Genomic DNA, 15,316 nt, shown 5'->3' on the forward strand with positions numbered 1-15,316 from the left:
CTGAGGGAGAGATCCAGATTGCGCGCCTTGTGCGAGAGGCCCCCGCCGGAAAGAGCTTCTATCGCTACGTGCGCGATGCCCTTGATCGCTGGAAAGCGGGCCACCCGCCAAAAACGCTGCCCCAACGAATTGGTAGTCGAGGGCAAGGTCGATCAGCAGCGACTGAACGCTGCGCTGACCGAGACCCTCGATGTCATCATCATCGACTATCAGCCTGCGTTGACACTTTTCCAGCTGAATAACGTGATTGCGTCGACTTCGCTGGTCATCCCGCAAACCATGAAGGGGTTTGACATCGCAACGCTGTCGACCTTTGTGACCGGCCTGCTGGGGATGCTTCAGCATATTCTGGCCCATGAACGGATCGAAATAGGAACTGGTGCCAACATGCTGTTGCCGACGATCGTCCAACGATCCAATGCGCAGGATCTAAACCACATCGGAAACCTGCTGGAACACTGCCCCACGGAAATTCTGCCGGTGTTTTATCTGCGTTCCGACGCAATCTCGAATGCGTCGGACGTCTATCAATCCGTATACGAATATGAGCCGGACACGCCGGGAAAACGCAAGGGGATCAACCGGTTCATCACGAATGCCGATGCGGTTAACGACGCCATAGTATCGCGACTCTGGCCGGGCTTCGAACGCGGTTATGCCAATACATGGATGGACGAGTTCTATGAAGATGACGGCGAGGGTGAAGCATGAAACGCAGTATTCCAAGGTCGCTGGTCAGCAAGGCTACTAGTCCCGACACATCCAAGGAGCGCACGCCCGGTCCCGAAGGCCGGGCAGAAACGGGCGACGCTGTTTCTACTCCTTTCAAGGGGGCCGGCAGTGCTTGGAAATCAGGGGCGCTTGCGCAATCGCAAGCCGCTGTGGAGCGAAGCAGAGCTGAGCTTTGTTCGGATATCTTAAACGGCCGCCACGAAATAAGCCTGTCGCCAGACCAGATATCAGATCCGATGGGGACAGACCGCCGTCAAGACTGGATGTCCCAGGAAGCATTCAGGTCTCTGGTAAACAGCATTGCCTCGAACGGGCAGGACACACCCATTCTGGTGTGGCCCGAGGATCCGGATTGGGAGCCGGATCCGTTGGAGCCGTCGAACGTCACTGGTGTTCCATTTGTCATGCTTACAGGACGCCGCCGACTGGCGGCCGCGTCGGAGTTGGGTTTACCTCTTCGTGCAATCCTCGCTTCGCCGGAAGCGCGAAACGCCGAGAACAGCAAGTTTGAGATGTTGTTTCTGCGGTTCCGCGAGAATGAGGAGCGCGAGAATCTTAGCCCATTTGAGCGTTTGGTTTCGATTGGTGAAATGTATGAAACGTTGGCTTCTGGGGCAGACAAGCTGACAGCTGTGGCCTTCGCAAAGAAAATTGGCGTGCATGAGAGCCTAGTCTCACGAGCGAGGTCTGTTTTCGCTGCGCAGGATCAGATCTTGAACGCGTTCAAGAATGTCTACGACATGAGCTTTCGTGATTTGCAGGGAGCCTTAGCGAGCTTGGAGAGGGTGAACAAACCCAAGCTCAAACCGAAGGCAAAGCCCAGAAAGCTCACGGTCAAACGCAAGGTGGGCAACCGAAATCTTTCGGCGACTTCAGTCGATGGAAACCTATCCATCAAGGTTGCAGGTGTGCCGATAGACCAAGAGCGTCTCGAGAAGCTCGGAGATTTAGTCGCCGACTACTTGAGCGCCGAAGGTTCGGGGAAGGAAACCGACTGACGACAATGTCAGCGACATATCCTCCAGAACGACGAGGCAAGGAGCAAAAAGGAACGACAATCGAAATAAAGGCAAAAGAAAAGCCCCCAAGCGGTGTGGCCTGAGAGCTGATCTTAATGGTTTGGTCACCTTCAAGATAAGTCTCGCAGGATTCACTGTCAACGACGAACGCTCCTGAGCGAACGGCTTTCTTTTGCCTCCACATAAACGGAGGTGAGATACAGGCATGAAACATACAGGTTGGCGCAAGCCGACACCGGGTCTTGGGGTTGCTGAGCAACTTGCCCAAGCCGGTGAACGGGTAGCAGTACCCAAAACACGGGCATTCGTGGCACTTAAGCGCGTGGGGGCACATATCGGCTTGAAGGCCGGAGACATGTTGCTCCTCGACACGCTCGGGGCCTTTACCCAGGCCCAGGACTGGGAGGAGGGGCAGCGTCCGATCGTCTGGGCGTCGAACGCCTATCTGATGGAGCAAACGGGTTTTTCGCTGTCTGCCCTCAAGCGCCACGCGCGGCGCCTTGCTGAGATCGGCGTGATCTCCTTCCAGGATAGCCCCAATGGCAAGCGGTGGGGCCGCAGAGACGTCGATGGCCGCATCGTCGAGGCCTATGGCTTCGATCTGTCGCCGCTCTCAGCCCGTGTCGAGGAGTTCGAGGAGCTTCATGCTGAGTTGCAGGCTGAACGCGAGCTCTGCCTACGCCTGAAGCGCCAGATCACTGTGGCGCGCCGGATGATCCGAGCCCGGATCGAGGCAGCTCTCAGCAGCGCTCTGCGTGGGCCCTGGAGGCAATTCACGGGGCTTTTTGAGGAGCTTCTGGAACGACTTCCGCGCCGTCATGAAGCTTCAGAGCAGTTGGAGCGGCTATTGGCATGGTTCAAGGAACTCCAAGAACGGGTCGAGGCGGCTTATCTTAAGGCGACTGTTGCGACAAAACCTGTGGAAAACACCGATGATAAACACGCCCAAGTCACGAAGAAGACTCAAGAAATGAACCCCAGGGAGGTCATTTCTGAACCTCATATACTAATTACAAACCAACTTAATCCTGTAACTCGTAATTCCTCAGAAAATGAGGAAGTCGCAGTCGTGGTGCCCAATGCTCAGCCCGAAGATCAGGTTGATAGGGAGCTGGAAGACTGGGTTGCCGAGGTACGCAAGAAGCGGACAGCGCTCGATCTGCCGACAATCATGCAGGCCTGTCCGGAATTCGCATCCTGGGCGCGGAATTTGGGTGGATTCCTGAAAGATTGGGGCGATCTGCACCGGGTTGCCGGTCAACTCAGGCCGATGATCGGGATCTCTGAGCATGCCTGGAACGTGGCGCAGGACCGAATGGGCACCCAGGTGGCCACGGCCGCGTTTGCCCTCGTCTTCGAGAAGCACAGTGCGGGCGAGGTTGCCTCGCCGGGCGGCTATCTGCGGGGCATGGTCGAGAAGGCCGGGGCAGGGGAGCTGCATCTCGAGCGCAGCTTCTATGGTAGGCTCAGTGGGCAGGCGGCGTGATAGGGCAGGGGCTCAGAGACCGGCGGCTTTGGTCAGGTTCACCCGGAACCGGTCCCGGCGGCGCTGATAGCGGCGGGTCATCTCGGCGGAAGCGTGGCCGAGGTGTTTCTGGACGTAGCGCTCGTCGACTTCGGCGGAGCTGGCGAGACCGGCGCGCAACGAATGGCCGGAGAACAGCGCCAGGCGGTCTTTCTCAGGCAGGTCCGACCGGATGCCGGCGTCGAGCACGGTGCGCTTGATCAGGCGCGCGACGTGTTTGTCGTTGAGGCGTGTCTCCAGCGCCTTCTTGCCGTCCCGCGAGGTGCCGACAAAGATTGGGCCAAAGTCGATCTTGGCGAAGTGCAGCCATTGTTCGAGCGCATGGACAGGGCAGGTCTGATCCTTGGAGCCGCGGCCGATCTCGACCTCGCGCCAGCCGGTCTTGGCATTGAGGGTGAGCAGGGTGCCCTTGTCGAACACTTCAACCCAGCCGCCCGAGTCCGGCGTGTCGTCCTTGTGGACATCGAGGCTGACGATTTCCGAGCGACGAAGGCCGCCGGCGTAGCCCAGCAGCAGGATCGCGCGATCCCTGAGGCCGCGCAGGTCAAAAGGCAGGGTGGCCACCATCGCAAGGATGTCATCGGCCAGGATCGCTTCCTTTTGCACCGGCGGACGGGCGTGTTTGCGTTTGATCCCGGCCAGCACGGTGGCGATATGGCGGTTCTTGCGATCGAGGGCAAAGCCGCGCTGCGCATAGTTCCAGGCAAGGCCCGACAGGCGGCGGTCGATGGTGCTGACCGATAGGGCAGGGGAGGGGCCCGCTCCGGACGCCAGGTCCGCAAGGTAGAGCCCGATCATTTCGGGCGACGGGGGCAGAGTCTCCGCGCCCTTCATCCGGCACCAGCGCGCGAAATGCGCCCAGTCTTTCGCATAGGCCTTCAGCGTATTGTCCGAGGCCGCGGCGCGCGCATAGTCGCGCGCGGTATCCACCAGCCGATCGAGCGTGCCTGAACCAGCCACAAAGGAAGGAAGGCTCAAAGCCTCGCTGCTGGGATGATCTCTCTCGTTGTTCTCGCTGACCGAAGGCCCATTTGGCGGCTTTGAGATCGATTTCTCGTTGTTTTCTGACTGTCGTTCTTGTTTCATCATTGGAATCTAACCCATTGATATTATTATATTCATGTTTCTGTTTCATTCCCGGATTATAGTTTCATTATCGGACATAAGATACCTTTTTGTGGGTTTTGGCCATGGTGGATCGCTCAGACATCAACGCCGTAGATGATGCGGCATGGGAACAGGCGGTTGCGCGTGAAGGAGTGATACGAAGGCTGGCGAGCATGGCCAAACCTAATCGCCGCGAATTCCTCTCGGCCTGCCGGGAACTTGGTCTCAAACGATCCCGTCTTTACGATCTAATCAGAGCTTATAAGGCGCGGCCGATCACCAGTTCTCTCCTGACAGGCGCGCCGGGGACCCAAACGGGCAGCAGGCGGTTGCCGGCAGCGATCGAGGCCGTGATTGCAGCGGCAATTGAGGACTTCTTCAAGTCCCGTCAGAAGCCGAGCATCAATGCGTTGTACAAGGAAGTGCGCAGGCGTTGCGGTCAACAGGGCCTGCGCGCTCCGTGCTGGAACTCTGTCCGCGACCGTGTAGCCGCGATAGACCCTGCCGAATTGGTGGCGGCCCGCGAGGGGGCCCAGGCAGCCCGTAGTCGTTATCATCCTGTCGCCGGAACCTATCGGATTGAGCGGGCTTTCGAGGTTGTCCAGATCGATCACACTTTGGTGGATGTCATCGTTGTAGACCGTTCCCACCGCAAGCCCCTGCAAAGGCCTTGGGTGACGCTGGCCATCGACATTGCCAGCCGTATGGTTGCTGGGTTTTATCTGACACTGGAACCGCCATCAGCCTTGTCGGTTTCTTTGGCGGTCCAACATCTTGTGCAGCCCAAACTGGATTGGCTGGACGGTTTGGGCATTGATGCAAACTGGCCGACGTCGGGGTTACCTGAGACCATTCATGTCGATAACGCCAAGGAGTTCCGCTCAAAGGCAATGCGGCGTGGTGCTGAAGAACATGGGATTTCGCTGCAGTACCGACCGATCGGATCGCCACATTACGGCGGTCATATCGAGCGGCTGATCGGAACGATGATGGGGGCGGCACATTTGCTGCCCGGGTCGACATTTAGCAACATCAAAGACCGTGGTGACTATGACTCTGTAGCAAATTCGTCGATGACGCTGGATGAGCTGGAGCGGTGGTTTGCTCTTGAAATCACCCGTTATCATGCTGAACGGCACCGATCCTTGGGTATTCCACCGATTGCGGCTTGGCAGGAGGCCGTTCAGAGACGCGATGCGGCCTTGCGACACCCCTATGATCCAGAAGGGTTTCGGATCGACTTTCTGCCTGCTGTCGAACGTATGGTGCGCCGCGATGGTATCCACCTGTTCGGCCTAAGATACTGGGACGATGTTCTGAGTATTTGGGCTGGCAGGCAGGGGCGACAGTTGCGTGTGTCCTACGATCCACGGGACCTGTCCACCGTGTTCGTGCGGGGCCCGGATGGTCAGCGATACCCTGTGCGGTTTGCCGATCTGCGGCACCCTCCGATCACTTTGGCAGAGCATCGCCGCGCGCAGACAGTTCTGCGCCAGCGGGGTCGATCGCTAGAGGACGAAGAGCTGATTTTCGCAGTGATCGAAGAGCAGCGGGCCTTGGTTGATGCCGCATCAGGCAAAACGCGGGAAGCCAGACGATTTGCGGAACGGCGAGATCGGGCACTGGCTAACGTCGAGCCTGCCGCGATCGAAGAAAACGACCTTGAACATGCAGAATCTGGTGACATCCTCAATGTGCCCAGTTTCGAAGTGGAGGAATGGTCGTGAGCGGGGCAGGGGAGTTCGCACATCTCGATCCGAACTATCGACGGTTCGCTGCCCTTTCGGACGAAGAGCGTATTGCCTGGATCAGGGCTGACCGCTGGATCGGCTTCGATCAGGCGGGATTGGCGCTTGGACGCCTTGAAAACTTGCTTACCTATCCGCCGCGCGACCGGATGCCCTGTCTGCTGATCTATGGCGACACAGGCATGGGTAAGACCAAGATCGTGCGCAAGTTTGAACGTGATCACCCGCCAAAGTTCTGTCAGGTAACCGGCGTCGATCATCGCCCAGTGGTGGTTGCACAAGTACCCTCCGAGCCGATCGAGCGGGATCTTTACCGCGAATTGCTGTCCAGTATGGGCGCGCCGGCAATGGCCGGGGGCACATTGGCCCGCGAGAAAGATGTCTGCCGCTCGCTGCTGCGAACGGTCGGGGCGAAGATGATCATTCTCGACGAGGTGAACGGCATGCTGGCCGGGACATATAGGCAGCAGCGGATTTTCCTCAATGCCATAAGATTCCTCGCCAACGATCTGCGGATTCCCCTGGTCTGCGCAGGGACCGACCTCGCCCGCCAGGCATTGCTGACGGATGCGCAATTGGCGGAGCGGTTCGAAGCGTTTCACCTCAAGCCCTGGAAGAACGATGCCGTCTTTGCCGGACTTCTGAAAAGCCTCGGGCACATCCTGCCGCTGCGCGAGCCGTCCGATCTGACGGGCACCGCGACCAGGGCACGGGTCCATGCGCTGACCTCTGGTGTAACGGCGCGCATATTCCGTTTGATCGAGACCGCGGCGGAAGCAGCCGTTCACTCTGGCCGGGAGAGACTCGACGCCAAGAGTTTCGGAGATGATCTAGTACTGCCGCTGGTGTCGATGACGCAGAGCAATCGCCGTCGGCCGCGCCAAACCCCGCAACCCCAGGCTTCGGCATGACAGCAGCGATCCGGCTTCCCGTTGCGCCGCGCCCGTTTCGGGATGAATTGCTCTCCTCTTGGATGGTCCGGGTCGCCTCTCGCTATGGTTTGGAGGTGCCTGACATGACGGCGTATATGGCAGGGCAGAGGGATACCCTACCGTTGCTACGCCAGATTGATGACACAGCGCCTGACCCGGAACTACTAAAGATTTGGGCGCGGGGCTGCAGGATCGATCCTGCGCGCCTCGAACGCCTTTCATTGAAATTTAGGCACCACAACCGGCCGCGCGATTGGATTTCGAGTGCGAGAGGGGGAGGTGTATCCGTATGTTTTGCCTGCTTTGATGCGGATGTCGCGGTGGGGCGGGACGCCTATATTCGGGCTGATTGGAGGTTGGTTGAACGGGTTGTTTGCCCGGTTCACAAAGAGATGCTGCGGGACCGCTGCCTTGAATGCGGTGCCCACCTGCGGACTTCGTTCAGGTTGCGCACGGGTCTGCTTCGGGTGTTCTGCGCCAAATGCGAGTGTCTTCTCACAGGCAGGGGAGGGGCGCGGGCGGATCGTGCAGACACGGCATTTACAGAGGGCACTCTAACGTTTCAGCGGCAGGTCGAGCGGATCATCAATGGTGATAAGGGTCACCTGGCTCTCTTGGAGCGGACAATACGCGCGCTATGGGCACCGCTTGATCGGGCGGGTGCTGCGCGTCCTGTCTTGGCGCTTTGGTTCGATCAAGAGGGATGGAACTGTCCTTTCGAGGCCCGAGCCGCCGTAGGCGCGCCGGCCCCGCTCCAGCATCTTTCCGTACGATGGCGTGTCTTGACGCTGGTTATCCTTGGCGATCTCTTTGGAGAACGGATGGTTCCAATGGCGACAATGCCTGAGGCGGCCGCGCGGTTGTTCAGACGTGCCGCGCCGATCCCGCGGGCACCCTACGGGCGCAGGGCAGCAATCAGCAAGGGAGAGGACCCGATCGACATCGTCACAAGACGAGTCCAGCGATTGAGCAAGAGCCCAGTCCCCCGATGGAATGGAAACTTCGAGGACGAGAGGGCTGATTTTGGGCGAGTCCGGCCATGAAACTAAAGCGACACTGACATGGCGTGGAGCATATCTTTTGATGTCCGATAATGCAAACTTATTGGACATAAGTAGATCGCGCAAGGCGGGGCGGTTTTTTTCTAATTCTGTGGTAGAAAGCGCCGTGGTGATATAGGCTTCACGCATGACATTCGCCCGACCGGACCCCATCAGCGACCTTGAAACACTACCCCGGATGCCCTCGTGGGTCACCTCCGCGCGTGCTGAAACCCTTGAAGATGTTACGTTTTTGTCGGGTGCGGCACTCAACCACCTGCATGTTGTGTTAGGACGCGCAGAGGTGCCCCAAGCCTTGTTGCGGGAGCGGATGGCGCTGCGCGCGGCGGAGGTTTGCGTTGGGTTTTCGGGTCGGCCGGAGCGGGCAGGGGAGTTGCGCGACGCGGCGCATCTGTTGCGTCCGGGCGATCTGCCTGGACCGGCGGGGGAAATCTTCCTGGCCTGGCGGCGTGCGGTGGAGCGACCGGTGTCGCTCAAGGCGCTGTGCCGAGCCGAGCCGACCCTCGAGCAGGCCGCGATCGCAGCATGGCTCGATGCGGGGCAGGGCGCACCGGTAGCCCGTGCCGCGATGGTGCTGGAGACGGTCCTGACGGAAGCGCCGCGCGCTGACGTGCCGGCGTTTATCCTTGCCGACGCGGCCCTCGCCCAAGCGCTTGGCTGGGAGCATCTTGTGCCGCTGCTCGCCACAGGCCTGAGACGCGCCGACCTGCGCAAGCAAGGCGATGACCTGCGCCTGGCCTGTCATCGCGCACTCATCTCGTCGGCAGTAGAGGCCGTGCGTCTCGCCGCCGACCTTGCGCGTCGGGTGGCGCATCTGAAGGCCATTGCGCCCAAACTTCGGGCAAAGGGGGCAAATGATGCGGTCGAAATGTTCCTGACCCGCGATGCCGTGGCGCCCTCGGCGCTGCCGCTTCCGGATCGCGCGGCGCGGCGGCTCTGCGACCGGTTGGTCGATCTCGGCGCGGTGCGCGAGCTGACCGGGCGCGACACTTTCCGGCTCTACGGGGTGTAGCGATGGCGAAGGATCGCTTGGAACCGGAGCTTGATCGCGCGTTGACGGACCTGCCGCCCGAGCTGCGCTGGCGGGAATGGATGCGCCGGATTGAGGCGGTGCTGTTTGCCTCGGCCACGCCGGTCGCCCGCGAGGATCTGGCGCGGGTGGTGGGGCAGGGGGCCTCGGTCGATTTGCTGGTGGAGGACCTCGCTGCCGATCTGGAGGGGCGGGCTTTTGAAGTTGCGCAGGTCGCTGGCGGCTGGATGTTTCGCACGCGCGCCACCTACGCGCCCGCAATCCGCGCGGCGGCAGATGTCGGGGACCAACTGCTGGACCTAAGCGAATTCGACGTCGCGGTCTTGGCCGCCATCGCCTACCATCAACCGATCACCCGCGACGGACTCAAGGACATCTTCGGCAAGGAGATCAGTCGCGATCTGATCGGGCGGCTCCATGCACGCAACCTGATCGGGACAGGGCCAAGGTCGCCGCGACGAGGGGCGCCCTATACCTTCGTCACCACCGAACAGTTCCTTTTGGCCTTCGGGTTGGAAAGCCTTCGCGATCTTCCCGATCGCGAGCAGTTGGAGGACGCGGGGGTTGTGGACGAAGTACCACAAGTCGATTTTGGCTAAGCTGTTGCCGATTTTGTTGGGTGCTAAGACTCTGTGAAAGCACTGTTTTCTCCCCGATGGTTTCGAGTCTTGCCGGTTTCCGTTGCTGATACCTGATTTAGACTCTGCTGTTCCGCTTATCGTTTCATTCGTCGTGCAACGATTCATGTGGAGCCTCAGAAATATTCACTATTTCAAGGCGATAATCGTTTCGTCCTTTTGACGACGTTGGCTTTTGCCTCCTAACGCCTGAATCGTTGCAAAACCCGTGAAACAAAAACTTGCGCCAAGGAAAAATGTAGGTGTATCAATATCATAATCGTTTCACACTTGCGGGATATCGTTTCATGGCCTTGTCGGATCAAGACATTCTCGACTTTGTCGGCGAGAACCCGGGTGCCGGACGCGATGCCATCCGGAAGGGCGTTGCAAGGGATGTGAGCGAAACCACTGTATGGCGCCTCTTGAAGCGCATGGTGGAAGAAGGTCGCCTCGAGGTATCTGGCAAGGGTAGGGCCACGGGATACAGGATCGCCGGGGGTGCGGTCGTTCGGGCGCATTTGTCGACGCCGTACAACAGGCGAGCACCGGTGTCCTATCGACCGGAGTTTCTCGATGCATACGTTCCGGGAAAGACCTGGTATCTGTCTGCACCTAACCGCGAAAGCCTGTTGGAGGCTGGCCGTCCGCAGGGCGGCGCAATTCCGGCCGGAACATACGCGCGCCGGATCCTTGAACAGCTTCTGGTGGATCTCAGTTGGGCGTCGTCCAGGATGGAGGGGAACACCTACGATATTTTGCAGACCGAGCGATTGATCAGGTTTGGTGAGGAAGCTGCGGGAAAGGATCGGAAAGAAGCCCTGATGATCCTAAACCATAAGGAAGCTATCCAGTATGTGGTCGACAATCTCGATGAGATCGGGCTTCGGCGTCCTGATCTGTTCGCGATTCATGCGCTGCTCTCGGATGGTCTTCTGGCGGACCCGGCGATGTCGGGCCGATTGCGAGCGATGCCGGTCGGCATCTCGCACTCGAGCTATCGACCGCTCGACGATGCGGTCACGATCGCAGAGGAGTTCGACATCCTGCTCCACAAGGCTGCGCAGATCACCGATCCGTTCGAGCAGTCCTTTTTCCTCTTGGTGCACATCCCGTACCTCCAGGCCTTTGCCGACGTCAACAAGCGAACCTCGCGCGTGGCCTCGAACATCCCACTTCTAAAGTCGGATCTTGCGCCGATGTCGTTCACGACGATGGACGACAGCGACTATATCGATGGGCTCATCGGGGTTTATGAATTGAACAATGTCGCGCTGCTGCGTGAGGTCTACATGGACGCGTACTTGGCGTCTGCGGAGAAATACCGAATTCTTCGCGCTGAGGTGGAGAGCCCGGAAAAGGCTGCGCTTGCCTATCGGGAATTCGTTCGCGCTGCGGTCCGGCGTTGCGTTCTCGAATTCAAGGAGTTCCGAAACGATGCGGTTGATGAGATGGCTTTGGCTGCTGGCGTGCCCGATGCTGATCGAGCGGATGTTGTCGCTTACGTTCGTGAGCAGATCGCTGGGCTCCATGAAGGCAACGTAATCCGCTATCGGCTGAAACCAGACGACCTGAAAGGAGTGAACCTGCGCTAGATCGTTGATCGAACCGGACCGAAGAACGTCTACGCATCAAAAGCGCATTCAATCATTGCGATAGTCTTTGCAATGATGGGCATCCAAAATAGTGTGGTTCGGAGAGAGTTCCGATAATGTCTTCAATACTCAAGTTTTTCCGAATTACATTCTTTCTCGCCCTGTATTTTTTCTTATGCATGGTCGTGGTGACCATAATGCTTCAGGGTTGGCCGGTTGGTGGCCAGATGCTGTTTGCATTTGGTGTTCCCGTCATTCTGGTCTGGTGGCAAGAAAAACGGAGATCGCGGAAAGTCGCTGCAAAGGCGCAAGCTGAGGGGAGTTCCGAAACCCACCCCCCCCGACCTGAGCCGGTGCCGCGCCCAAGTGCCAACGACAAGCGTATCGAGCGTGAGCGCGAACGAACTCGCGAAGCCAATGCGTCTCAAGCACCGGCTGCCGTGCAGGCCTACTCTCCACCAAAGCAGGACTACGCTGAAATCGTTCGGGCTGGAAAGTCTGCGGCGCCGGCACTTGCCGCGGCCGCTGAACGAAATCAGCCCTCGCGAATGGCATCGAGCGTATCGTCCCGACCAACGAAAAGCGGGTGGGTCCCGTCTAGCGAAACAGCTAGCGTGGCCGGCCGCAACATCGGCGGGATGGTCTATGTCGGCACGCCCCCCTTGCTGAACACCTACGGGTATCGTGACAAATGCCGAGCCTATATCGATCCGTCCCTGTCGGTCGCGCGCTCTGGAGCCGACAAAGCTGGAGAAGGTATGCCCTACTGGCCGGGGTACTCGGATATCTCACCTCAGTGCCGGGCGACCTACCTCGACTGGTTGGCCAGCGGGCGAAACGATGCCTCCTACAACCCCGGCTACATGTTCCTGTACTTCTACGGGCTGGAGCGTCGCTTCTTCGTTGATCAGTCCAATGAAGACGCAAAGGATATCGTCCAGGAAGTTCGGCGGCTGCAGTCACTTTACCCTGACAACCACTCCGTCAGGCGCTATTTGGGTGAGTTCCTCGACATAGCGATGCTTGCCGAAACCGACCTCGACGCGATCGATCCGATTTTTGAGAAGCAGGGCTGGGAACTTCCGTTCTCACTCAAATACGCAATCGGAGCTCGGATCGACAAAGGCGAGAACCTGACAGCTGACTGGTTGCTGAGTTGGTTCATCTGCCATCCGGAAACAAATCTGAGAACTCCCGCGACGCGGTGCCGTGACGAGTTCGTTGCTCTTTTCCGTTTGCGGTTTGATCGGCGTTTTCCTGATGGACTGAAAGTGACCAAACCCCGGAAATCACTCACGGCTTCTTATAGGGCCGCCTCGAGCGAGTTTGAGGGGTCTGCCAACCCAACCGTTGATGGCAAGCCGGTCCCGGATATTTCCGGTCTGCGCAAACCGGTCGAGATTGCCCAGGAGTTGGCTGACGAGGTGATGAACGACCTCGACAAGCTCAGTCGCTTCCTGGGCCGAAACCCTGATGGCCGCGGAAGCGTGGAAGCGCATGCCTTGCTACCCTCTGAACTGTGGGATGCCTTCCCATCAGAGGAAATGGACCGCTTGAAATCTTGGGCAAGCACTATCGTCGATCGGGGGGGATTGGTGCCGCTTGAGGAGGTGATCGGACGTCTGGAGGGAGAAACGAGCGAGAAGATCGGGAAACGGCAGATGACAGGAGCGGCCGACGCGCTCGCGCGCCTCGGTTTCGGTCTGGCGCCCGACCCTCGGTTTGCGCTCCGGTCGCCCAAGGCGGAGGAGCCTGTTGTGCTGTTTCGTCTGGGCGAACCCATCGAAAGACTGGAGGACGTTTCCGACAGCTATCGAAGCGCCTTGATCGAATTGGCACTTGGGTCGTTCGTCGCCCATGCGGATGGTCGCATCGCGGAGCCTGAACGCAGGGCGTTGGAAGAGCAAGTTGCAGCCGCGGCACTCAGCGATCAGGAACGCCGCAGGCTACGTGCAAACCTTGAATGGTTCCTGGCCGTGCCGCCGGACATGACGCTTCTGCGGCGCAAACTGAAGGAGGTGGGCCAAGACAGCCAAGCCGCTATGCGAGCAGCGCTGGTCGGTGCAGCACATGCCGATGGCATTATTCACTCCGACGAAGTCGCAAGCATCGAGAATATCTATAAGGCTTTGGGCCTTGATCCTGCGCTTGCCTACGCCGACCTGCATGCTGGCGAAGTTGCGGATGGTCCACGCACTGTTCGCGCGTCGCAACCGGGTCGCCCGGGCGAAGCGATACCCGCGCTTGAAAAAGCCAGCGGACCGAAACTCGACGCTTCGCGGATCGCAGCAATCCGTTCGGACACCGAGCGCGTGTCGTCCGTCCTGGGGCAGATTTTCGACGTCGAAGAGGAAGAAAACGGTGCCCCTGGGCCTGCCAGCCAAAGCCAGCTGGCAGGGCTTGACCAGAAACACGGCGCCCTCGTCCTCGAACTTCTGACTCGGGAGCATTGGTCTGAGACCGAGTTCGAGACGATCTGCGCCTCGCATGGCTTGATGGCGTCCGGGGCTTTGGAAGTCGTGAATGAATGGGCTTTTGAGACCTACGACGAAGCGCTGCTCGACGAGTATGATGGATATGACGTGTCTCTGGAGATTGCGGAGGCGGTAAAAGAAAAGATGAGTGCGGAGGGCAGGGATGTCTAAGTTGAAACCACGTGAGCGCGATGCAATTGTACAGGCGCTTCGGGCCGGGGTCGTGCCCAAACTCGGTTTGCGCCATATTCAGGTTGGCCGCGTCCGAGAGATTGAAGAGCTCGTCAAGGACATGGACCGGATATCCGATGGCGGATCGGCGATCCGGTTCATCATCGGGGAATACGGATCGGGCAAGACGTTCTTCATGAACCTGATCCGCCTCGTGGCTCTGGAGAAAGGCCTAGTCGTGATGTTCGCGGATCTAGCGCCAGATCGGCGCATTCACGCGACCGGCGGACAAGCCCGAGGGCTGTATGCCGAGATGGCCCGAAACCTCTCGACGCGGACAAAGCCCGATGGTGGGGCGTTGGCCAGCGTCGTGGAGCGTTTTGTCAGCCAGGCCCACCGAGACGCTGAAGAACGGGATTTGCCAACAGGGTCTGTCATCCGTGAACGCCTTGGCCACTTCGAAGAACTCACCGGGGGGTTTGAGTTCGCGGAAGTCATCCGTCGATATTGGGAAGGCCATGAAACAGGCGACGACGAGCTGAAATCCGCAGCCCTGAGGTGGCTGCGCGGTGAATTCGCGACACGCACCGACGCGCGCAAAGCACTTGGCGTACGAACGATCATCGACGACGCCAGTGTCTATGACCATCTGAAGCTGATGTCGGCATTCGTGTGCGAGGCCGGATATAAAGGATTGCTGGTTGGCCTCGACGAGATGGTGAACCTCTACAAGCTCACATCGTCGCAGGCCCGCAATGCAAACTACGAACAGATCCTCCGGATCCTGAATGATGTGCTGCAGGGCAGTGCCGAGAACCTCGGATTTCTCATGGGCGGGACTCCGGAGTTTCTGATGAACACCCGTCGTGGGCTCTATAGCTATGAAGCCCTTCAGTCGCGTTTGGCCGAGAACACCTTCGCGCGAGACGGATTGATCGACCTTTCTGGACCGGTTGTCCGGCTGGCCAGCCTCACCCCGGAAGACCTTTTCGTTCTTTTGACCAATGTCCGGCGGATCATGCAGGAAGATGCTGGAGCTTTACAGGACGACGCGCTCGAGGCCTTCATGGCGCATTGTTCTGACCGGATCGGTGAAGCTTACTTCCGCACCCCGCGGAACACGGTGACCGCATTTGTGAACCTGCTTTCCGTGCTCGAGCAAAACCCCGGCGTCGAGTGGAGTGATCTGATCGAAAAGATCGAGGTGTCCGAAGACCTCGGCGAAGACATGACAGAGGTAGACGAGTCGACTGGCGCCCAAGACCCCGGTGACGATGACCTGATCAGCTTCAAGCTCTGACGCCG

At 59.0% G+C, this 15,316-nt stretch carries 11 protein-coding genes and 1 pseudogene; 11 read left to right on the forward strand and 1 reads right to left on the reverse strand.

Annotated elements, in window-relative coordinates; genetic code table 11:
• From OB2597_RS03665 to repC, 3 genes and pseudogenes are all read left to right on the forward strand, one after another.
• Positions 1-711: pseudogene (locus OB2597_RS03665) on the forward strand (ParA family protein); the annotation flags it as partial.
• A complete protein-coding gene (locus tag OB2597_RS03670; protein ID WP_037207731.1) occupies positions 708-1,730 on the forward strand; it encodes a ParB N-terminal domain-containing protein in 1,023 nt (340 codons plus the stop codon). The pseudogene OB2597_RS03665 and the gene OB2597_RS03670, both read left to right, overlap by 4 nt.
• Before the next feature lie 226 nt (positions 1,731-1,956).
• A complete protein-coding gene (gene repC, locus OB2597_RS03675) occupies positions 1,957-3,237 on the forward strand; it encodes a plasmid replication protein RepC (RefSeq protein ID WP_084658586.1) in 1,281 nt (426 codons plus the stop codon).
• A gap of 12 nt (positions 3,238-3,249) precedes the next feature.
• On the opposite strand, the gene OB2597_RS03680 is transcribed toward repC, so the two are convergent.
• Positions 3,250-4,365 carry a tyrosine-type recombinase/integrase gene (locus tag OB2597_RS03680; RefSeq protein ID WP_009804174.1) on the reverse strand — a complete coding sequence of 372 codons (1,116 nt, stop codon included), beginning with the start codon at positions 4,363-4,365 and terminating at the stop codon, positions 3,250-3,252.
• Between the two features lie 101 nt (positions 4,366-4,466).
• Here OB2597_RS03680 and OB2597_RS03685 point away from each other — a divergent pair, with 101 nt between their 5' ends.
• From OB2597_RS03685 to OB2597_RS03715, 8 genes are all read left to right on the forward strand, one after another.
• Positions 4,467-6,110 carry a Mu transposase C-terminal domain-containing protein gene (locus tag OB2597_RS03685; protein WP_040609051.1) on the forward strand — a complete coding sequence of 548 codons (1,644 nt, stop codon included), beginning with the start codon at positions 4,467-4,469 and terminating at the stop codon, positions 6,108-6,110.
• A complete protein-coding gene (locus tag OB2597_RS03690) occupies positions 6,101-7,042 on the forward strand; it encodes a TniB family NTP-binding protein (protein WP_009804176.1) in 942 nt (313 codons plus the stop codon). The genes OB2597_RS03685 and OB2597_RS03690 overlap by 10 nt, the downstream gene beginning before the upstream one ends.
• A gap of 62 nt (positions 7,043-7,104) precedes the next feature.
• On the forward strand, positions 7,105-8,106 hold the full coding sequence (locus OB2597_RS21220) for a TniQ family protein (RefSeq protein WP_231886317.1): 1,002 nt from the start codon (positions 7,105-7,107) through the stop codon (positions 8,104-8,106).
• Positions 8,107-8,251: 145 nt separating this feature from the next.
• Positions 8,252-9,136, forward strand: a complete 885-nt coding sequence (locus tag OB2597_RS03695; RefSeq protein ID WP_040609052.1) for a DUF1403 family protein — start codon at positions 8,252-8,254, stop codon at positions 9,134-9,136.
• A 2-nt stretch (positions 9,137-9,138) separates the two neighbouring features.
• Complete coding sequence (gene scpB, locus OB2597_RS03700; protein ID WP_040609054.1) at positions 9,139-9,753, forward strand: SMC-Scp complex subunit ScpB; 615 nt, start codon at positions 9,139-9,141, stop codon at positions 9,751-9,753.
• 281 nt (positions 9,754-10,034) lie between these two features.
• Positions 10,035-11,366 (forward strand): Fic family protein, encoded by a 1,332-nt coding sequence (locus OB2597_RS03705; RefSeq protein WP_082852024.1) that lies wholly within the window; start codon positions 10,035-10,037, stop codon positions 11,364-11,366.
• A 116-nt stretch (positions 11,367-11,482) separates the two neighbouring features.
• On the forward strand, positions 11,483-14,011 hold the full coding sequence (locus OB2597_RS03710; RefSeq protein ID WP_086000828.1) for a tellurite resistance TerB family protein: 2,529 nt from the start codon (positions 11,483-11,485) through the stop codon (positions 14,009-14,011).
• Positions 14,004-15,311: an ATP-binding protein gene (locus tag OB2597_RS03715; RefSeq protein WP_040609055.1), complete on the forward strand. Its 1,308-nt coding sequence runs from the start codon at positions 14,004-14,006 to the stop codon at positions 15,309-15,311. Before OB2597_RS03710 ends, OB2597_RS03715 begins: the two co-directional genes overlap by 8 nt.
• Positions 15,312-15,316: the final 5 nt, after the last annotated feature.

The sequence above is a fragment of the Pseudooceanicola batsensis HTCC2597 genome, from assembly GCF_000152725.1.
GTDB lineage: Bacteria > Pseudomonadota > Alphaproteobacteria > Rhodobacterales > Rhodobacteraceae > Pseudooceanicola > Pseudooceanicola batsensis.